20 protein-coding genes, 1 pseudogene and 1 riboswitch are annotated in these 19,304 nt (G+C 34.6%); of the genes and pseudogenes, 16 read left to right on the forward strand and 5 right to left on the reverse strand.

All coding sequences use genetic code 11. The annotated features are described in order from the left end of the window. Window positions 1–20: 20 nt before the first annotated feature. The 4 genes from MHH66_RS10110 to MHH66_RS10125 all read left to right on the forward strand — a co-directional run bounded on the left by MHH66_RS10110 (window position 21) and on the right by MHH66_RS10125 (window position 3,046). On the forward strand, window positions 21–983 hold the full coding sequence (locus MHH66_RS10110) for a tubby C-terminal domain-like protein (protein WP_078185438.1): 963 nt from the start codon (window positions 21–23) through the stop codon (window positions 981–983). A gap of 257 nt (window positions 984–1,240) precedes the next feature. Beyond that, window positions 1,241–1,741, forward strand: a complete 501-nt coding sequence (locus MHH66_RS10115) for a sigma-70 family RNA polymerase sigma factor (protein WP_002013989.1) — start codon at window positions 1,241–1,243, stop codon at window positions 1,739–1,741. Beyond that, window positions 1,731–2,753: an anti-sigma factor gene (locus MHH66_RS10120; protein WP_002165371.1), complete on the forward strand. Its 1,023-nt coding sequence runs from the start codon at window positions 1,731–1,733 to the stop codon at window positions 2,751–2,753. The genes MHH66_RS10115 and MHH66_RS10120 overlap by 11 nt, the downstream gene beginning before the upstream one ends. Then, the gene (locus MHH66_RS10125) at window positions 2,735–3,046 is read left to right on the forward strand and encodes a hypothetical protein (protein ID WP_002165372.1); all 312 of its coding nucleotides are present in this window, start codon (window positions 2,735–2,737) and stop codon (window positions 3,044–3,046) included. Before MHH66_RS10120 ends, MHH66_RS10125 begins: the two co-directional genes overlap by 19 nt. A gap of 174 nt (window positions 3,047–3,220) precedes the next feature. Here the strand turns inward: MHH66_RS10125 and MHH66_RS10130 are convergent, their stop codons facing one another. Further along, window positions 3,221–3,421, reverse strand: a complete 201-nt coding sequence (locus MHH66_RS10130) for a helix-turn-helix transcriptional regulator (RefSeq protein ID WP_002084410.1) — start codon at window positions 3,419–3,421, stop codon at window positions 3,221–3,223. Then, entirely contained in the window at window positions 3,409–3,768 is a 360-nt protein-coding gene (locus MHH66_RS10135) for a DUF3796 domain-containing protein (RefSeq protein ID WP_002013983.1), read from the reverse strand. The genes MHH66_RS10130 and MHH66_RS10135 overlap by 13 nt, the downstream gene beginning before the upstream one ends. Window positions 3,769–4,052: 284 nt before the next feature. Here MHH66_RS10135 and MHH66_RS10140 point away from each other — a divergent pair, with 284 nt between their 5' ends. The 6 genes from MHH66_RS10140 to MHH66_RS10165 all read left to right on the forward strand — a co-directional run bounded on the left by MHH66_RS10140 (window position 4,053) and on the right by MHH66_RS10165 (window position 9,120). Then, the gene (locus MHH66_RS10140) at window positions 4,053–4,247 is read left to right on the forward strand and encodes a hypothetical protein (RefSeq protein WP_002128286.1); all 195 of its coding nucleotides are present in this window, start codon (window positions 4,053–4,055) and stop codon (window positions 4,245–4,247) included. Window positions 4,248–4,335: 88 nt separating this feature from the next. Continuing rightward, the gene (locus MHH66_RS10145) at window positions 4,336–5,061 is read left to right on the forward strand and encodes an ABC transporter ATP-binding protein (protein ID WP_002066081.1); all 726 of its coding nucleotides are present in this window, start codon (window positions 4,336–4,338) and stop codon (window positions 5,059–5,061) included. Beyond that, entirely contained in the window at window positions 5,054–6,718 is a 1,665-nt protein-coding gene (locus MHH66_RS10150; protein WP_002165374.1) for a putative ABC transporter permease subunit, read from the forward strand. The genes MHH66_RS10145 and MHH66_RS10150 overlap by 8 nt, the downstream gene beginning before the upstream one ends. Before the next feature lie 56 nt (window positions 6,719–6,774). Next, window positions 6,775–7,533, forward strand: a complete 759-nt coding sequence (locus MHH66_RS10155; protein ID WP_078185439.1) for an SDR family oxidoreductase — start codon at window positions 6,775–6,777, stop codon at window positions 7,531–7,533. A 336-nt stretch (window positions 7,534–7,869) separates the two neighbouring features. After that, the gene (locus MHH66_RS10160) at window positions 7,870–8,595 is read left to right on the forward strand and encodes a hypothetical protein (RefSeq protein ID WP_002185367.1); all 726 of its coding nucleotides are present in this window, start codon (window positions 7,870–7,872) and stop codon (window positions 8,593–8,595) included. A 375-nt stretch (window positions 8,596–8,970) separates the two neighbouring features. Further along, window positions 8,971–9,120, forward strand: a complete 150-nt coding sequence (locus MHH66_RS10165) for a hypothetical protein (protein WP_165689474.1) — start codon at window positions 8,971–8,973, stop codon at window positions 9,118–9,120. 371 nt (window positions 9,121–9,491) lie between these two features. Here MHH66_RS10165 and MHH66_RS10170 read toward each other — a convergent pair whose 3' ends face one another. Then, on the reverse strand, window positions 9,492–9,866 hold the full coding sequence (locus MHH66_RS10170) for a winged helix-turn-helix transcriptional regulator (RefSeq protein ID WP_078185441.1): 375 nt from the start codon (window positions 9,864–9,866) through the stop codon (window positions 9,492–9,494). A gap of 127 nt (window positions 9,867–9,993) precedes the next feature. Between MHH66_RS10170 and MHH66_RS10175 the strand changes: the two genes are divergently transcribed. Continuing rightward, complete coding sequence (locus MHH66_RS10175; protein ID WP_061674355.1) at window positions 9,994–10,674, forward strand: NAD(P)H-dependent oxidoreductase; 681 nt, start codon at window positions 9,994–9,996, stop codon at window positions 10,672–10,674. 84 nt (window positions 10,675–10,758) lie between these two features. On the opposite strand, the gene MHH66_RS10180 is transcribed toward MHH66_RS10175, so the two are convergent. Beyond that, the gene (locus tag MHH66_RS10180) at window positions 10,759–12,432 is read right to left on the reverse strand and encodes an alkaline phosphatase (protein WP_078185442.1); all 1,674 of its coding nucleotides are present in this window, start codon (window positions 12,430–12,432) and stop codon (window positions 10,759–10,761) included. Window positions 12,433–12,699: 267 nt separating this feature from the next. Here MHH66_RS10180 and MHH66_RS10185 point away from each other — a divergent pair, with 267 nt between their 5' ends. Beyond that, complete coding sequence (locus tag MHH66_RS10185; protein ID WP_002128274.1) at window positions 12,700–13,752, forward strand: pyruvate kinase; 1,053 nt, start codon at window positions 12,700–12,702, stop codon at window positions 13,750–13,752. Window positions 13,753–14,115: 363 nt separating this feature from the next. Further along, a complete protein-coding gene (locus tag MHH66_RS10190) occupies window positions 14,116–14,397 on the forward strand; it encodes a DUF1292 domain-containing protein (protein WP_002013967.1) in 282 nt (93 codons plus the stop codon). Between the two features lie 159 nt (window positions 14,398–14,556). On the opposite strand, the gene MHH66_RS10195 is transcribed toward MHH66_RS10190, so the two are convergent. Next, a complete protein-coding gene (locus MHH66_RS10195; RefSeq protein ID WP_078185443.1) occupies window positions 14,557–15,852 on the reverse strand; it encodes a histidine--tRNA ligase in 1,296 nt (431 codons plus the stop codon). A 341-nt stretch (window positions 15,853–16,193) separates the two neighbouring features. Here MHH66_RS10195 and ybaK point away from each other — a divergent pair, with 341 nt between their 5' ends. The 3 genes and pseudogenes from ybaK to MHH66_RS10210 all read left to right on the forward strand — a co-directional run. Further along, a complete protein-coding gene (gene ybaK / locus MHH66_RS10200; RefSeq protein WP_063217601.1) occupies window positions 16,194–16,670 on the forward strand; it encodes a Cys-tRNA(Pro) deacylase in 477 nt (158 codons plus the stop codon). Window positions 16,671–17,316: 646 nt separating this feature from the next. Continuing rightward, a complete protein-coding gene (locus tag MHH66_RS10205; protein WP_078185445.1) occupies window positions 17,317–17,817 on the forward strand; it encodes a GNAT family N-acetyltransferase in 501 nt (166 codons plus the stop codon). Window positions 17,818–18,193: 376 nt separating this feature from the next. Beyond that, window positions 18,194–18,919 (forward strand): annotated as a pseudogene (locus tag MHH66_RS10210) (helix-turn-helix domain-containing protein); the annotation flags it as partial. Window positions 18,920–19,118: 199 nt separating this feature from the next. Beyond that, window positions 19,119–19,222, forward strand: a riboswitch (purine riboswitch). The last annotated feature ends 82 nt before the right edge of the window (window positions 19,223–19,304 follow it).

Consider the following 19,304-nt stretch of genomic DNA (forward strand, 5'->3'; position numbering starts at 1 on the left):
CAACTAGAGGTGAGTGAAAGGTGTTAACGTTTTTATTTGAGTTAGACAAGGCTATCCCGCAGAAGGATGAGCCACGGTATGCCGCTTATGCAAATGGCTTTATTGAAGGGGATTTAACGATTCGCGTGAGTGACAGCGTATTTTTTCAGAAGTCATGCATGAAGGTTGCAGAGCTTGGCATTTATTTAGGACAGTGGATGGAACAAGTGCAACATGGGCAGAAAGAACAATTGAATTATGAAACGAGTGACCGTGAGGAAGTAATTCTCGGATTCGTATATGAAGAGGAAGATCAGTGGAGAGTTTTTTCCAGTTGGCAGCAATTTGAACTTCAAGAGCGTATATCAACTACAACATTAGTAAAGAGCGTTCAACGCTATTTATATGAGCTAAATAAGGAACTGCGCGCGATAGGATATCCTGTGACGTTTGATCAGTACTTAAGAGGAGAGCGAATGATGCAGCTTTCTTATAAACGACTGTGTGATAGTAAAGCGGATACGACTTCGATAGAGGTTTACAATGGAAGCGAAGGAGTAGGCGCAGTAAGGGGCTATTATAAAAATACGTTGATGAAAGTGCTAGACTTCATTCCGAAAGTCGGTAGTAATATCATTTATGAAATAAAGGATAGTAAGAACAATATTCGCGTCATTGCAAAGGATGTAAGTAGGCAGCGTCAAAGAAGGATTTTAGTAACGTACATCGATAATAATGATGCAGAGCATGAAATACTTGTATGTGACGGAAAGTTATTAGATGCAAATTTCTTATTTACTTTTACATATAAGACAGAAGAATATGTTGTTCACAAAACTTCAATTGGGCTTGGAAAATTATTACGAAACGGCTATGTAATCGCAGATTGGAATATTCGTCTTGAGGAAGATATGTATTATATCGAGATGGATGTATATGATGAGGATTATATAGAGGATCAATACTTACTGTTAGGTGTATTTCATGCGGTTTTGTATGGGTGATAAATGAAAAGTACTGGTATTCTTAATGGGAAGGATACCGGTATTTTTTATGTGGTTCTGGTGTGAAGATTGCATTTTGTCGCTTTTCTTTTTTTAGGAATTTACAGTTATAACATCTCATATTTTGTTTATAATTGTAAATAGTTATTAAAATGTATAAATATTATTTCTTTTTTTATAAATAAAAAATATAAAAAGGAAAAATAATGCAACTTTATAACACGCTTATTCGTGTTATATATGAAAGGAGGAGGGGGATGGAAATTGAAGAAATATATAAGGTTTATATAAACGATGTGTACCGGTATTTATTTTCCCTTTCTCGTAGCCATCACGTAGCGGAGGACTTGATGCAGGAGACTTTTTATCGGGCGTATCTTTATCTAGAAGACTATGAAAACCAAAAGGTAAAATCATGGCTTTTTAAAGTGGCATATCATACGTTTATTGATTTTGTAAGGAAAGAGAAAAAAGTATCTTTTGTAGGAACGGAGGAATTAGAGACAATACAAGCAGGGGAATCTACAGAAGAGTATGTAGTCGCAAAAAATAGTTATGAAAAATTAATTCAGATTATTCATACTTTACCAGTGGTAGAGGCACAAGCTATTTTATTATGTGACGTACATCAATTAACGTACGAAGAGGGTGCTACTGTATTAGATTTAAAGGTAAATACTTATAAAAGTCACATATTTCGTGGGAGAAAGAGATTAAAAGAATTGTTAAAGGAGGAAAAGAGTCAAAATGACAAATGATAAACCTCATTCTGAACAAGATGATTATAAAGAATTGTTACAAGAAGCTCTTCATCAAAGACCAGATTCACTTCCTGATGGAAAACAGCAGCAAGTGTTGAAAATAGGTAAAAAAAGAGCTCGAATTACGAATGTGTTGATTGTATTTACTTTTTTATTACTTATTCAACCTATTTTATATATATCTACACTTTTATATTATACATTGGCACCTACAAACGCGATGGAGATACGGAATGTAGTAAATCAAACATTAAGTGTAACAGAACCTAATGTATTTATGAAAGAAAGGGACATGGAGCAAACATTGTTACCGCTTAGTTTACAATTGCATTTTGATTTGTATAAAAGGGTAGGAAAGAAAGATATTCGAATAGGAGAAGAGAAAACAGATTATTTATTAAGTAGAGCAACGAAAGTAAGCCGTGAATATACAACAGATGAAAAAATTCCAGAAGTCCCATATATAGATAACGAGGTATTATCTCATCCTAATAATTATAATGTGTCTTATAATAGTAGCGAGGAAGCTCAGGTATTAAAAGGTCTTCCACAAGAATCTGTTGTAGAAGCATTTGTATCTTTTAGAGAATTATTAAGTGTACAAGAGGTAACGGATACGTTTCCTACTATTGATATTGTTTGGTATGCCGTGAATACAGGATTAGAGGAGACGCAAAAGAATGATGAGGGTCAGTATGTTGCCCCAATCGGTTTTCCAGCAGATATGATTTCAAGTCCAAGTGGTCCTTTTTTAAGTGACTCACCTCATGAGGAACAATTTATTGATGTTTTAAAGTCATTACAGAAGCATGAAAATTTAGCAGTGAAGCTATCTAGAGCGAAAGTATTAGAGTTGTCACAGCGTATTTCTTTCCTTGAAAAAAATGGGATAAAAACATACGGGGCAGTTGTAACTGGACCTAAAGGAGAAGTTGAAAAATTGATGAGCCATGAAAAAGTTAGAAACTTGAAAGTAGGTGAAGCGAGATTATGGAATTGGCATTCTTAAAAAAAAGAAAGAGTCATATTTATAAACAGGAAACGTGGATGGGTATTATTTCATTAATTATTGCCTTTCTAGCGTTATTGTATTTGAACATTACATTGCTTATTCAAGAAACATTTATAGGCGAAGGTTTTCGAGAAATAGTTGGAGCTGGATTGATGTGTTCAGTCGTAGGCATGCTCACAAAAAGCAAAAGTCGAAAATATGCATTGTGGGCATGTAGTTTATTTGTTTTTATGATACTGTTTGCTGTATTTGGATTTATGCTAGGTTGGATGATAAGCTTTACGCCATAAATATGTGGAAAAGAGCGAATGTAGATTCGCTCTTTTTTAATGTGTAAAAAGTAAACTAGATAAGAGAAGAACCTATCAAATTTGAAAGGAGAGCACTATGCATCTAGGCTGTGGTTTTGTTGATATGTTTTCCGCTCACGATTCAGTATTATATATTAAACTTGGTGCTCTTTATTAATCCTCAAAAATAAAAACCTCATCAATCGTACTATGTAGTGCCCTCGCTATATCGTGAGCAAGCTGTAAGGAAGGGTTATACTTTCCTTTTTCGAGATGGCTAATCGTTTCACGACGTACACCAACCTTTTTCGCTAAATCTTCCTGCGTCATATGCACTTTGGCGCGGTATTCTTTTATTTTCGTTACGAACGCCATGGTGCATCTTCCATTTCATCAACTGGTTTATCGTAAAAGAACATAGAGAAACCGAACGTAAGAATGAGTGTGCTGAAAATAAGAGCGATATCAATCTCTTGTAGTGTAGGGCTTGGAAATAGCATTTCAATAAAGATAATGATAGCGGTAGTTAATAACGTAACGATAAAGGCGTTGCGGCAAGATTTATTGACGATTTGTTCAAACAGTTCATCGTGTTGAACCGTTCTATACGTCGTGAAAAAGGAGAAGAAACAGAACAGAGTAAACAATCCTTTTTCATAAAAAAATCCGAGAAACCCAAAGAAACCGAGAAATCCTAAATATTTAATCCAAGTCGTTTTCATGATAGATTCTCCTTTCGATGTTAGAAATAAAGTTTCACCAATCGGGCGTTTACGGGCAGTTGATCTCCCACCTAACTTCTTTGCTCCAGCCGAATTTTGAGGTGGGAGTCTTACTGCCAGTTAATGCGGGATAAATCACTATATGTTATAAATATATCACATATGGAAATTCATAGTAATAATAGTTTTGCGATTTATTTCATAATAATAGTAAAAAAGGTTAAATATTCTGTAAAATAAAAAGGGAAATATCGTAAAATGGATGTAAGGAGGGGGAGGACGAAATGTTAACTGGGATAATGATCGTTATATTACTTGTAGTTATTACTGTAATTGGAACGGTGTTAATTGGGCGAAATGGTGATGCGAATTATAGTAAAGCGACAAAAGGAAATATTAAACGACTTACGATGATTTATATAATACTAGCCGTTGTTTTAATCGTTGGATTAGGAATTTATATTTATTTTAAAGGTTAAAAAAACTGAAAAATATAAAAATCTAAAAATATAAGTATGCTATAATATTAATATAGTTAATTGGTAATTAAGGAAAGGATTGGATGTAATGATCGAAATTTTGAATGTGTCAAAAAGTTATAATGGATCTAACTATGCAGTAAAAGATTTAAGTTTATCTGTACCGAGCGGAGAAATCTTTGGGTTTTTAGGACCGAATGGTGCGGGTAAATCAACGACAATTAAGATGATTACTGGTATTCATGGGGTGGACAAAGGAACCATTACAATCAACGGTAAAGATATTATGAAAAATCCGATGGAAGCGAAGAAAACATTTGGCTATGTTCCAGATAGCCCGGATATGTTTTTACGATTAAAAGGGATTGAATATTTAAACTTTATGGCTGATATGTATGAAGTACCCAAGGAAGTAAGACAAGAACGAATAGAGTCATTAGCGAAGAAGTTTGATCTATACAATGCTTTATCTGATCAAATTCAAAGTTATTCACACGGTATGAGACAAAAGATTGTTATTATCGGTGTGCTCGTACATGAACCAGATGTGTGGATTTTAGATGAACCGTTAACAGGGCTTGATCCGAAATCTGCATATATTTTAAAAGAAATGATGAGAGAACATGCTGATAAAGGGAAGATTGTATTTTTCTCGACACACGTATTAGAAGTAGCTGAAAAAATATGTGACCGCGTCGCGATTATTAATAAGGGAAATCTTCAGTTTAAAGGGAATTTAAATGAAATGAGAGATCATTTTGAATCCAATGAATCACTTGAAAAAATGTTCTTGGAGATGACGGGCAATGAGTAAAATTTGGACGTTAACGAAAGTATTATTGAAATTAAATTATGCAGATTTCATAACAGATAAAAAGAAAAGATGGGCGTATTTATTTTCATTTGCAGCCATTTTATTTGTAGGTTTTTTAATATTCGGTTCGATGACCCATGGAATATATGAAGGAATGATACACCTCGGACAGGATCCAGGAATTGTTATTGCGATGGGATTAGCAGTTGCTAGTATATGGGTATTTTTGATGAGTATTATGAACATTTTAACAGTGTTTTACTATAGTAATGATGTTGAAATGTTGCTACCGTTACCGTTAAAACCAGCGCAAATTATTTCGGCAAAGTTCTTTACAGTGTTAATTACACAATACGTAATGAGCTCGTTTATTTTATTGCCTATCTTTATTACTTACGGTTTAAAGAGTGGTGCTTTCATTACATATTATATTTATATGATTGTCATTTACTTATTCTTCCCGATCATTCCGCTAGTTTTAGCTTCGTTAATTATGACAATTATTATGAGGTATACGAATATAGCGAAAAATAAAGATCGAGGAAGTATATTTATTGGAATCGTAAGTATACTATTTATCGTCGGAATCAATGTATTTATGCAATGGAGAAATAAAAGTGCAGTATCTGGAGCTGGAGATTCAGTTGCGAATTATCTTACAAATAATCAATCCTCTCTTTTCATACAAATGACAAATTATTTTCCAACTACATATTTTGGTGCAATGGGATTAGTAGAAAATGCATCGTGGAAGGGAATATTATACGTACTAATATACATTCTTATTTCTATCGCATTTTTCGGTTTGTTTTATTACATTGCAGAGCGTACATATTTAAAAGGGGTTATTGGACTTTCAACGAGTACAGCAAAGAAAGAGGTAATTTCAGCAGAAGGTTTACAGAAATCAACAGTACAAAGTTCTCATTTAAAAGCATATGTGAAAAAAGAATTTAAAACGTTATTCCGTACACCACAATTTTTCTTAAACTGTATTGTGCAAACTTTCGTTATGCCAATTATGCTGTTCTTTGTTTTATTTGTACAAGATGGAAATTTAAAATGGATTACAGGGTATATTGATAATCCAGAATCAGCAGGTTTCGCAATTGGTGTTGGCCTTTGTGCGTCGTTATTTTTAATGGGAAGTAACGTAATTGCAACAACGTCATTCTCACGAGATGGAAGCTCTTGGTTTGTGAATCGTTACTTACCAGTAAAGGCTTCGGATATCTTTTTTGCGAAAGCGATAACGGCCTGGTTAATTAATGTAGTCATTTTAGGAGTATTCGGTATTACAATGGCAGTTGTAGCAGGTATTTCGCCAGTCTTCATGATACTTTGGTTCTTACTAAGTGCGAACGGTTTATTGTTAATTAATTTAATCGGTACACGCTGGGATGCACAAACTGCAGATATTCATTGGGATACAGAACAGAAATTATTTAAAAGTCGATATACAACTTTGTGGAATTTTTTAGCTAATATTTTAATAGCTTTAGTTATTGTAGCGGGTGTAAGTGTATTATACTTCTTCCTTCAAGTAGGACTTTGGATTATGTTTATCGTTTTATTTGTAATGTTTACGATTGTAAATTATATCTTTATTAAAATTTTAAAATTAGGCGCTGAGCGTATATTGTCAAATATTAATTAAAAAGGTAGATCCTCTGTATTCGTGCAGGGGATTTATCCATAGATGGAGGAGAAAAGGTGAAGAAAATAGCAATTGTAACAGGGGCAACTCGTCTGAATGGAATTGGTGCAGCTGTATGCAAGGTGCTTGCTCAAAATGGGATAGACATTTTTTTCACGTACTGGCCTCGGTACGATAAAGCGATGCCATGGGGAATGAATGATCAAGAGCCCTTTTTGTTGAAAAAGGAAATTGAAAGTTACGGCGTTCGATGTGAAATGGCAGAAATCAACTTATCGCAGTCTTATGCGCCTAATCGTGTATTGTATATGGTATCAGAACGTTTAGGGGATCCATCTATTCTTATTAATAATGCGGCGTATTCTACTCCTACGAAAATTGAAGAGTTAGATGTAGAACAGCTAGATAAACATTATACGGTCAATGTTCGTGCTCCTATGCTATTAAGTTCATTATTTATTAAACATTTTTCACTTAAAACGAGTGGAAGTATTATAAATCTTACTTCTGGGCAGTCATTAGGCCCGATGCCAGATGAACTAGCATACGTAGCAACGAAAGGAGCAATAGAAGCATTTACAAAGTCAGTTGCACCAGTAGCTATGGAGAAGGGGATTACAGTCAATGCTGTTGATCCAGGACCGACGAATACAGGATGGATTACAGAGGAATTACAGCATCATTTAGTATGGAAATTCCCGCAAGGTAGAGTTGGAGAATCGGTGGATGTGGCACGTTTAATTGCTTTTTTAGTAAGTGAAGAGGCGAAGTGGGTTACTGGGCAAGTCATTCATTCGAACGGTGGTTATTCATAAAAATATTATGTTAACAATTGTTGAGAAATAAAAAAATTAGTAATTATTTTGTTTTTTGTATAAATAAAATGTCAAGAAAGATAAAAAATTGATAGGGGAGTATGTTGTCATTTGTAGATTGTAAATCTTCATGTGACAACATACTCTTTTTCTTTTGCTACAGAGGAGGAAAATGTAGTAGAAAAAACTCGAATATTAAAATGAATTTATCGTTTTTTGTACGTATTATTATGAAGATTACTGTCGGAAAGATGGTGATTCGTATGAAAAGGGATTTTTTAAGGGGAAATAGAATCGTAAAGAGAAGGATAAAATTGTAAACATAGGGGGATTTTTATGAAAATGAAAAAGGTCGCTATCGCATCAGTAGCAATTGGTACAATGCTTACAATGGCAGCTTGTAGTACCTCCACAGATAAAGATGCAGCGAAGAAGGATCAGGCAACTGCACAAAATGAAGAGCAATCGAAAACGACAAGTGCAGATGAAGCGTCAAAAACAACGAAAGATACTGAAAAAGACACAAATACTTCTTCGAATGAAAAAACAGATAAGGATGCAAAAAATACAAAGGAATCATCAGGAACGGAAAGTAACGGCAAAACAACAAAAGAAAAAGAAACGACAGGAAAAACGAATGATCAAACTACTAGCGGAAAAACAACAGATCAAAGTACAAGTACAAACAACAACGGAAAAACAACAGATCAAAGTACAAGTACAAACAATAACGGAAAAACAACGAAAGATCCGAAGAAAAGCGTCGCTGTGAAAACAAATGTAAAAGAAGTCGTTACATTAATTGAAAGCTTGGACAAGCAATTAGCTGCAAATCCTAAATTAGAAACAGTTAATAAACTTGGAAAACAAATTAATGAGAAGTGGGATGTCATTGAAAAAGAGTTAGAAGCATCACATCCGACTGAATATAAAACAATTGGCCAAAGTATGTATCCGTTAATTGTAGGAGCGGAGAAAGAAAAGATCGATATTAATAAAATGAAGTCATTAACGACGAAAACGAAAAAAGATTTAAATCAATTATTAACGAAGCTTTCATAGTTTCAAAAGCCTACTCGTGTGAGTAGGCCTTTTTAGTTTGTTGTACATTCTCGTTGGGTGTTAAGAAATAAAGACTTCATTTAAAAGGAACATCACAATGATAAAAAAGAGTGATAACTATTAAAGATATTTTTTGATAGGAAGTCATATAAAACGCTCCCTTGTATTTATATTTGCAATTTAGTAGTTTTTAAAGTTCATTATTTTCTACAAAAATTTCATTTTGTAGAAAAGGGGAATGGATTGATATGTACGATAAAGAGGAAGTTTATGATGAAGACATTGCACCAGTATCGCAGAAAATCCTAGAAATATGTAAACGAGAAGAACTTCCAATGGTCGCACAATTTTATTTAGCGGAAGAGACTCCATACAGTGGCTGTTCAACCATTATATTGTTCGTCAGCAATTGTTCAGGGAGAACATAATGAAGAAGGCATTCAGCAGTTACAATCAATTGCTCAAATTATGAAATACGGAACAAATGGACCACCAGTAGTAATGACGGCAATGATTCGAAAATAAAAAAGCAGCTAACAAAAGCTAGCTGCCCGACTCTCCAAGGGGGAACAAGGAGAAAATCTAATGTCATGTATAGTATTGACGGAATATTGAATTTTATTCAAGGGGGGCTTATTTTTAAATGTAATTTAGGGTTGGTTCCAGAAAAGTGACATACCACAAAAATATAAAATTATTAAAAGGACAATTACTATGAAAGCAATTAAAGAAACTTTCTTCCATAAATTTTTCATCAGTAGACCTCCTTTATGAAGAATATTAACACGTTTCCAGAATCTGACCAAAATAATCCTTTTACTCAAAAAAAATCGCTTGTATACTAAGAGGCAATCTTTTTTGAGTTGTTTGTAATGGCTAATTACAGGTTTTAAATGCTATTTAGTGTTATCTCTACTTTCCAAAACCTGCTCCATATTATTAGTCGCCCATTCCATCATTAAAAGGATAATTGGACGTAATGACTCGCCAAGTTCAGTTAACGAATATTCTACTTTAGGAGGTACTTCACGATATACCTCCCGATGTACGATGCCATCTGCTTCAAGTTCTCTAAGTTGAAGTGTTAACATTCTTTGGGTGATATTAGGTTTTAATCTTTTTAATTCATTAAATCGTTTCTTACCATCTAATAAATGATAAAGAATAACACCTTTCCATTTCCCGCCAATAACCTCGACGATAGCTTCTACTGGACAAGAATATTTATTTAAAAATGGATAATTTACATCATCTTCTTTTGAACTAATCATAAAAAGACTCTCCCTTAACAATAGTATCTTTTTTGATACTATAGCACATAAATGTGCGTACTTGTATCATTGTTACTTTAAAAATATAATTTGGTTAAATAATAATTTAATGAAAAGGGGATCTTTTATGACTAACACAAAACAAAATACAAAACAAAAAATTATTGAGGCTTTTAACTTTAGACATGCATGTAAAGAATTTGATCCTATGAAGAAAATTTCAGAAGATGATTTTAAATTTATTTTAGAAACAGGAAGATTATCTCCTTCTTCTTTTGGATATGAGCCTTGGAAATTTATTGTGGTACAAAATAAAGAATTAAGAGAAAAACTATTACCATATTCATGGGGAGCAGGTGGGCAGCTTTCAACAGCAAGTCATTTTGTCATTGTTCTTTCAAGAACCATCAAAGATATGCACTATGATGCAGAGTATATTCAGCACATGATGAAAGATATTATTGGATTGCCTGAAGAAGCCCAACAAATGAGATATGAATTCTTCAAAAAATTCCAAGAATCGGATTTTAAATTGTTAGATTCCGAACGTGCTGTATTTGATTGGTCATCGAAGCAATCTTATATTGCTTTAGCTAATATGATGACTAGTGCAGCTCAAATCGGTATTGATTCTTGTCCAATGGAAGGATTCGATAAAGAAAAAGTAGATTCTTTACTTCGTCAAGAAGGAATTTTAAAAGATGATAATCTTGAGGTATCAGTTATGGTTGCATTTGGATACCGTAAAGGAGAACCAAAATTTAATAAAACAAGACAAACTATGGATACTATTGTTGAATGGATTTAATAAGATAAATTTGTATCCATATAACGAAAAAAACGCTATCCTTTCTATAGAAAGGATAGCGTTTTTTTATGTCTGTTTTTAAATTTAGCGAGAATGCTTTGTGAATAGTTGAATTGCTTTTTCAGGGACATAGAATTTCCCGTTGCTTTCTACAACAACACTTCCTAATTCATAATCTTTTTCACCGATACAGATAATATTTTTATTAACAAACAATTTGGCCGCCGTATTATTGCGTTTTACTACAAGCACCGGGTTTCGTACATCTTTTTTGTCAATCGTTACAGTTGCACCAATTTGTTTAAAGGATGTTTCAGCATCTAAGAATAATTTCTTAGTTAATTCTTCTAATTGAAAGCCCATGGCTTTAGCCATTATTTTCGCAATGCCTGTATTTTGGACTAAACCGTATGGCTTTTGAGGACCGTAAGAGTATAAGAATACATCTTCACCCGTATGACCACCAGTTGTAAAACCGATGTTCGTACGGTTGGCCAATAATTTAGTAAGGATTGGACCTACATCAGTTTTCTTTTGTGCAGCTTTTAACAGCTCTTTTTCATTATCAGTTAGGTCGTCTAAACCGTAAAGTGCAGCGATCTCTTTTATATTAGATAAATCATCTTTTAGTTTATTTGTAGCACCCTCAAGTGTCATTTTCGCCTTTTTCAGTGGGGCAATGTAAGCTGATACTGGTGTGGTATCATATCCTTTTGTGGTATTGCTGTTGCCAATGGAAATACCGCTATTACCATGATCCGCTAATGCAATGACCATAGTGTTACCGTCTTTCTTCGCAAATTCTAATGCTTCTGTAACTGCATCATCAAATGCCAATACATCGCTAATCATCCCGATTGGGTCATTTGCATGTGCTGCCCAATCTGCCTTACTACCTTCTACAAATAAGAAGAAACCATCTTTATCTTTTGATAATGTTTGAATTGCTTTTCTCGTCATCTGGGAAAGAGTTGGCTGCTTAGGATTGGTTATTCTACGATCCATATCGAACGCAAGGGCAGTATTAGAGAAAGAACCCCAGATTTTATTTGATTTGGAGTTTAATAACGCATCTTTTGTTTCGACAAAGTCGTACCCTTTGTCTTGAATCACTTTTACTAAATCTTCGTTGTCTTTACGAATTCCGTTGCTTGTCGTAGGCTGAAGTGCTGCTTTTCCACCACCTAATACAACTTCTATATTTTGATACACTTGCTGTTCACCAAGTACTTCGAAATCTTTACGGTTAACGTGGTGGGCAGAGAAACTAGCCGGAGTAGCATGTTGAATTTCTGATGTAGCAATGATTCCTGTCGCGCGGCCGGAACGTTTTGCGCCTTCTAAGACGTTGGCAACTGGACGAAACTTGCATTCTTCTTTCACTGGTTCTAAGCCAGGTGAATTCACAACAGAAGGTAATACGCCCACGTAGCCTGAATTTGATTTATTTCCTGTCGCTAAAGCTGTGGCTGCTGGTGCAGAGTCCGTAATAGCCGATTCTGCTGAGTATGTACGAACACCTCCGGATACAATTTGATCTAGCGCAAGAGGTGAACCTTTGTACCACCGGGCTAATGTTGTAGCAGAAGAACTTGTCCCATCTATAACCATGAAAATCACATTTTTAGGTTGCTTTCCTGCTTTTTTTACCTCAGCTTTTACCTCATTATCGTTCATTATGATTCCTGTTGCTAATGTAAATAGTGCTACCGTTCCCGCTAATGTTAGTCCCATTATTTTTTTTCGAAGAGTAGTCATTGTGGTTCCTCCATAGGTCGTTTTCGATATCCCAATCTAACGTTCGTATGTAAACAAGATTTATTATTAGTAGTACCCCATTGCAACGAAACTAACAATAACGATTGAGTCAAAATGTTGGGCACAAAAAGTTAAATTAAAGCTATTTCTTCAGCAAAATATTCTCTTCATATAAAACCTCTTTGCACCCTTAGTTACACGGTCTTTCCTATAAAAAGAATCTTCTCTTTATTTTATGGGAAACATTTAAAAAAGGATGGTGGGGACATGACAATTGATCGAGTTTGTACAATTGGGCCAGCGAGTAATAATGAAGAAACGTTAGCGCAGTTAATAAACAATGGTATGAAAATTGTTCGGTTAAATTTATCACATGGTACGCATGAAAGTCATAAAGACATCATTCGTTTAGTAAAATCGTTAGACGATTCTATTAAAATTCTAGGGGATGTACAAGGTCCTAAAATAAGATTGGGTGAAATGAAAGAAGAACAAATTACACTTGAAGCAGGGGAGTTATTTACTTTACATACCAATCCAGTTCAAGGGAATAAAGAAGAAGCAAGTGTTGATTATGTAGGGATCGCGAATGACGTGAAAGTTGGAAGTAGAATTCTTATTAATGATGGAGAAGTTGAATTAGTTGTTGAAAAGGTAAGTACGGACAAAATAGAAACGAGAATAAAAACAGGTGGCAATATTTCCTCTCATAAAGGGGTGAACTTACCAGGCACAATTGTTGGTTTGCCAGCTATTACGGAGAAAGATAAAAAAGATATTCAATTTCTTCTAGAAGAGGAAGTTGATTTTATTGCGTGTTCTTTCGTTCGAAAACCTAGTCATATAAAGGAAATACGAAGTTTTATACATGAACATAAAGAAACATCTCCTAATTTAATTGCAAAAATAGAAACGATGGAAGCAATCGAGAATTTTCAAGACATATGCAAAGAAGCGGATGGCATTATGATCGCAAGGGGAGATTTAGGTGTGGAATTGCCGTATCAATTTATTCCGCTTTTGCAAAAAATGATGATTCGTGAGTGCAATCGAACGAATACATATGTCATTACAGCGACACAAATGCTTCAATCTATGGTAGATCATTCTATTCCTACAAGAGCTGAGGTGACAGATGTATTTCAAGCTGTACTGGACGGAACGAATGCTGTTATGCTTTCTGCTGAAAGTGCGTCAGGAGAGCATCCAATCGAAAGTGTGAAAACGTTACGTCTCGTTTCTGAATTCGCTGAGCATGTAAAAAAAGACGGTCCTTTTGCGATGAAAGATGTATTGGAATTGCTGCATAAGTCTCTTTAGTTTATATAGAAGGATTTATCTCTCATCCTAAAAACGTACGGAAAGGAATCAGGATAGGAGGTGCTATTTTAGTATTTACTTACAGATTGAAAGGTGGCACTCCAGCTGCCTATATGAAAGAATCATTATGGAACATGGAGGTCTTTCGGAAATCTAAAGAAGGATTTTAAATTAATTAATCCAATTATCTCATTTAAAATATGTTCATTCCTATTCATAAATGATATCCTTATAGTTGAATACTTTTGCTGAATCAGCAAGAATTTGTTGTTCTTTCTGTATGAATTCAACTTTTTTATGGAAAGATATGTTAGTAAGTGTGCAATTTGAACGTTTTATTTTTTAGAGTATGATAGGAGGAGAATGAATATGGAAGCAATTGAAGTAGGCGAAATTTTTAGTCTTACCGATGAGAATAATGAAGAACAGGAAGTTGAAGTGCTTGGAGCGATGGATGTCGAAGGTGCAGAATACATTGCGGTTGCCTTTGTAGAAGACATTCAAACAGAAACTGAGGAAGACATTGATATCTTCTTTTTAAAAGTAGAAGAAGATAATGAATTCTCATACATAGAGAATGACGAGGAATTTGAAAAAGTATCTGCGGCGTTCGAGAAGATTATGGACGAGCAAGAACAAGAATAATAATAAAAAGAGTTAGAAAAAAGAGGGAGATGCATATCTGCCCTCTTTTTTTGTATATGGTTGAAAATTACATTTATAGAAATCGATAATTATATTATGTAAACTGAATGACTCTTTGTTTCTGCACTAGAAAAACCACCCAAATGAGGGTGGCGCTTATTATATATAGTTATTAAATGTGTTATTTTCCAAGGAAGAGAGGGGAATCTTCACTTCAGTACCTTCCTTCATATTACGCAATACAACTGTTTCTGTAGATAGTTCCTCTTCACCAATTATTAGCACATACGGGATATTTTCTTTATTTGCATAATTAAGGGCACGTTTCAATTTACGTCCAGCTAGTTCAAGTTCGATTTTTAAGGAAGTAGTAGAACGCAATTGCTGGGCGATTTGTAAACATTGTAATTCTGTCCCGAGTGGAATGATAAAAAGATCTGCTGTAGATGATGTTGTTGCTTTCTGTGATAGAGCTGTATAAATGACATCTAATCCGAATGAAATACCGACTGTTGGATAGTTCATATTATCACCACGGAATGCTCCGATAATATTATCGTATCGACCACCGCTACCGATACTAGATGTAATCGTGCCATCTTTTAGAAAGATTTCATACACAGTGCCTGTATACATCGTGAGTCCTCTTGCTAAAAACGGATTGAATATCGTATTTTCATTTATTCCGAGAGCGAGTAAGTATTGCTGTAGTTGTTGTAGTTCCTCTACTCCATCGTCAACAAGTGTATTATTGAAAGTGTCTTTAAAGTCGGCTATAGGGAGCTTTAGGCAAGATAAAACAGTATTACATATTGTATCGGCCATTTCTACAGTAATCCCGCGCTCCAATACATCTTTTCGTACACCATCAATCCCAATCTTTTCGATTTTATCCAATGATAAAATTACGTCACTCGTTAGTTCAGTAGGGATGTTAATAGACTGGAGAATACCGTTTAACAATTTTCGGTTATTATATTGGATCGTTACTTCTAAGTTTAACGTTCGGAACAGCTCAAACGCCATGCTCATGAGTTCAGCTTCCGCCATGACTGATTCTACACCGACTATATCAACGTCACATTGAATGAACTCACGGAATCTTCCTTGTTTAATTGGCCCATCTCGAAATACTTTCCCAATTTCATAGCGTTTAAAGGGTAGGCGGATGTTCGGATTCATCGCCACGACTTTTGCGAATGGAATTGTTAAATCATAACGTAAGGCAAGATCGCGTTTTCCTTGATCCTTAAGTGTATATATTTCTTTTAAAATTTCATCGCCACCACCGTACTTGTAAGACATAAGCTCATACATATTTAACGTTGGTGTCTCTAACGGTTTACAGCCATAACGTTCAAACGTATCTTCACAAGCTCTTTTAATTTTATTTCGTAGTACTTGTTCCTCTGGTAAATAGTCTTTTGTCCCTTTTACATTTTTCATTTCCACCATAATCACTCCTCTTTTAAATTAAAAAAGCTATGCGGGTATAAAAATACCCACATAGCTTTATGAACGCTTCGTGGGTCAACAGGAAAAGCCCTGTACCCACGAAGAAAAATTTTTCTTCGGATACACGGCGTTACGTATGATGATGAAGTTGGAAAGACGTATTAAAAGTTCGCATTAAAAATCTCTCCTTAACATAAGTTTTTCCAAATTATATCAGATGAATTTGGAAATATCAATATTTTCAGTTTTGAAGAATACGTGAAGTTATGTAGGAGAAATTGAAAAGAGTGTATAATAAAAGAAAACTTAATAATATGAAATAACTTTTTAAGGAGAACACTATGAAAAAAGATAAAACAAATGCGATGCGAATATTAGATAAAGAAAAAATTGAATATTCGATGATGTCATATGATCCGGACGATGGGAAAATTGATGGCGTATCAGTTGCTGGGAAAATTGGTAGAGAAGTGAGAGAAGTATATAAAACACTTGTCGCTCAAGGGAATAGTAAGGATTATCATGTGTTCATTATCCCAGTAGATGAGGAACTAAATTTAAAAGCAGCCGCAAAGGCGGTCGGTGAAAAGAAGATAGAAATGATTCCTGTTAAAGATATTACGAAAGTTTCAGGGTATATTCGCGGTGGTTGTTCACCAGTAGGAATGAAGAAGTTACTTTCTACATGTATTGATGAGAGTGCCCAATTGCTTGAAACAATCATAGTAAGCGGCGGGAAGATCGGCGTGCAAATTGAGCTTAAAGTTGAAGATTTGATGAAAGTGACGAGAGCGCAGTTTGGAGAAGTAACGAAATAAGTATACATAGGAAAAGAAGTTCTAATTTTATTAAATTTAGATAAAGATTTATAGGATAATTAGTCCATTATGAGGGCGGATTATCCTTTTTTATTTACATAATGAATGAAATAAAAATAGATTGAATTTTTAGTTTAATAAGTATAATATGGATGTGTAATTTTAATCATTTGTTTGGCTTTAGGAGGAGTACAATGCCTCGTTTCAAGGACTTTAAATAAACAAGCAGAGTTACTTTTAAAGATAGACAAAGGACGGGAAAGTGTTTTAATGAGGGTTCAAGAAATACCCATAAGAAAGCACATATTGGGGGATGCCAGTATTTTGGAAAACCCCCACGCTAAGAGCATGCAAGATTTTATACAGTTTTTTGGCTAATCCAGTAACAAACAAGAACCCTAAAACCGTGCCAGGATAGGAATGTATAAAAAAATGTATAGATTCATAGAACTAAAAAAGAAGGTTCCCTTGTGAGAGCAGGGTTCTTCTTTTTCCTTGCTACCGATAATGTGCGTTATGTTAACTGATCATGTGTACAATATGCATTGTTCCTTCTTCAACTAAAGGGCAGATTAGTTGAAGAAGGAATTTCTCTAAATTTGGAAGAATTAATATTAAAAAATATGTTAAGGAGCTTGTGAATTATATGGAATCCATTAGCAAAAGCGAAGTGAAGCTACGAGATATCACAGAGAAAGATCTACCCATCTTTTTCGAACAACAACTAGATTCAACGGCGAACTATATGGCTGCTTTTACAGCTAAAGACCCCACTGATAAGGACGCATTTTTTGACCATTGGAAAAAAAATATTGCTGACGAGACTATTACAATTAAGACTATATTATTCAATGGCATTGTCACTGGATACGTCTCGAACTTTGAACAGTTCGGCGAACCCGAAGTAAGCTACTGGATTGGGAAGGAATATTGGGGTCATGGTATTGCAACTAAAGCATTGTCAGAGTTTCTGGAGTATATTAAGGTACGCCCGCTCTATGCTCGTGCCGCTAAAGATAACCTCGCCTCCATTAGGGTATTGGAAAAATGCAGGTTTAAAATCATCTCTGAAGATAAAGGTTTTTCCAACGCAAGAGGCAAGGATGTTGAAGAATTTATTTTGAAGCTCGAACCTTATGATATGTAATTTAATACCGTAATACGATTGGAGCGGTTCTTGACTAAGAAACCTTCTGTTGTTTAACTAACGGGTGGCTTTAATTGAGCAAGAAACTAAGAATTTTTAACTTCCGCTAACGAAAATTATGTAAATAAGCTGTTCACTAGATTCTCATAGAAAACTGTGGTGAGATGAAATTTTTGATTTTGAAGCACTTCAAAATCTTAGTTAGATGGCTATGTATCGGTACCCCACAATAAAAAGGCAGGAACATATCAAATATGTTCCTGTCTTTGATTTTAGAGAGATGTTTCCTAACAGTTGATTTTGTTAACGAAAGTCAACTTTAAATCTATATTTTGTGTGAAATAAAGTACATATAATAAAAGTATGAGGTGATACAGTGAGAGAAATTCATATTCATAAAATCATTGCGGATAAGAGAAAAGAAAAAGGAATTACATAGGAAGAGTTAGCGGCGTATATCGGTATTACGAAAGCATCTGTTTCCAAATGGGAGACTGGGCAGAGTTATCCGGATATTACATTTTTGCCACTGTTAGCATCGTACTTTAACATAAGTATAGATGAATTAATCTGTTATACACTGCAAATGGAACAGGAAGATATTAAAAATTTATATCATAGACTAGCGGAAGCTTTTAGTGAAGAACCGTTTGATGAAGTAATGATGGAGTGCAGGGAAGTGACAAAAAAATATTATTCTTGTTTTCCATTATTAATTCAAATGGGGCTACTTTTTATTAATCACCACATGTTAACAGAGGATATGGATAGAAGAATTGAAATTTTAGAAGAGGCAATGTATCTCTTTAGCCGAGTGCAGGGAGAAAGTGTAGATGTTTCTCTTGTGAAAGAGGCGGTATCGTTTAAAGCAACTTGCTATCTTATACTCAATAGACCAAATGAGGTGCTTCAATTACTTGGCGAAACGATACGTCCTAACTTTCCAGAGGAAGATCTAATTGCGCAGGCGTATCAAATGTTTGGAAATGCTGAAAAGGCGAATGAAATGATGCAAATTAGTATGTATCAACATTTAATACAACTCGTTGCGACAATACCGAATTATGTAGTAGTAAATGCCTCAAACGCTGAAAAGGTAGAGTAATTGTCTGTAAAAGATCGGTTGTTGTAGGTTAATCTAGTTTAGTATATGGGTTGTGAGTTTTTTAGCGTCGTTATCCATTTAGGAATGATAAATCCTAACTATTTAAGTTGTAAAAACGAACATTTTTATTATTTTTATTAAAAATGTTCACTTTTAGATTGCGTATACACTAAAAATTTGTTATATTACCAATATAATAATTTTAAATAACATCACTCGTATATACTCGGTAATATGGTCCGAGCGTTTCTACCTAGTTCCCAATGAAAGAACTGGACTACGGGTTAAAGTATTCGGTCGCTTTCTGTATTGAGCCGCTACCGTTCTATAATTTAGCATTGGCCTCATCTTTTGCTTAATTAACTTTGACTACCGTAGTTCT

Origin of the sequence: Bacillus sp. FSL H8-0492, assembly GCF_038006145.1 — a bacterium.
In the GTDB taxonomy this organism is placed as follows: Bacteria; Bacillota; Bacilli; order Bacillales; family Bacillaceae_G; genus Bacillus_A; species Bacillus_A mycoides.

Bases quoted from the DNA above. Each gene is read 5' to 3' on its own strand.
- MHH66_RS10115 (WP_002013989.1), top strand. From the start codon at position 1,241: ATGGAAATTGAAGAAATATATAAGGTTTATATAAACGATGTGTACCGG.
- MHH66_RS10120 (WP_002165371.1), top strand. From the start codon at position 1,731: ATGACAAATGATAAACCTCATTCTGAACAAGATGATTATAAAGAATTG.
- MHH66_RS10125 (WP_002165372.1), top strand. From the start codon at position 2,735: ATGGAATTGGCATTCTTAAAAAAAAGAAAGAGTCATATTTATAAACAG.
- MHH66_RS10130 (WP_002084410.1), bottom strand. From the start codon at position 3,421: ATGGCGTTCGTAACGAAAATAAAAGAATACCGCGCCAAAGTGCATATG.
- MHH66_RS10135 (WP_002013983.1), bottom strand. From the start codon at position 3,768: ATGAAAACGACTTGGATTAAATATTTAGGATTTCTCGGTTTCTTTGGG.
- MHH66_RS10140 (WP_002128286.1), top strand. From the start codon at position 4,053: ATGTTAACTGGGATAATGATCGTTATATTACTTGTAGTTATTACTGTA.
- MHH66_RS10145 (WP_002066081.1), top strand. From the start codon at position 4,336: ATGATCGAAATTTTGAATGTGTCAAAAAGTTATAATGGATCTAACTAT.
- MHH66_RS10150 (WP_002165374.1), top strand. From the start codon at position 5,054: ATGAGTAAAATTTGGACGTTAACGAAAGTATTATTGAAATTAAATTAT.
- MHH66_RS10160 (WP_002185367.1), top strand. From the start codon at position 7,870: ATGAAAATGAAAAAGGTCGCTATCGCATCAGTAGCAATTGGTACAATG.
- MHH66_RS10170 (WP_078185441.1), bottom strand. From the start codon at position 9,866: ATGATTAGTTCAAAAGAAGATGATGTAAATTATCCATTTTTAAATAAA.
- MHH66_RS10175 (WP_061674355.1), top strand. From the start codon at position 9,994: ATGACTAACACAAAACAAAATACAAAACAAAAAATTATTGAGGCTTTT.
- MHH66_RS10180 (WP_078185442.1), bottom strand. From the start codon at position 12,432: ATGACTACTCTTCGAAAAAAAATAATGGGACTAACATTAGCGGGAACG.
- MHH66_RS10185 (WP_002128274.1), top strand. From the start codon at position 12,700: ATGACAATTGATCGAGTTTGTACAATTGGGCCAGCGAGTAATAATGAA.
- MHH66_RS10190 (WP_002013967.1), top strand. From the start codon at position 14,116: ATGAATATGGAAGCAATTGAAGTAGGCGAAATTTTTAGTCTTACCGAT.
- MHH66_RS10195 (WP_078185443.1), bottom strand. From the start codon at position 15,852: ATGGTGGAAATGAAAAATGTAAAAGGGACAAAAGACTATTTACCAGAG.
- ybaK (WP_063217601.1), top strand. From the start codon at position 16,194: ATGAAAAAAGATAAAACAAATGCGATGCGAATATTAGATAAAGAAAAA.
- MHH66_RS10205 (WP_078185445.1), top strand. From the start codon at position 17,317: ATGGAATCCATTAGCAAAAGCGAAGTGAAGCTACGAGATATCACAGAG.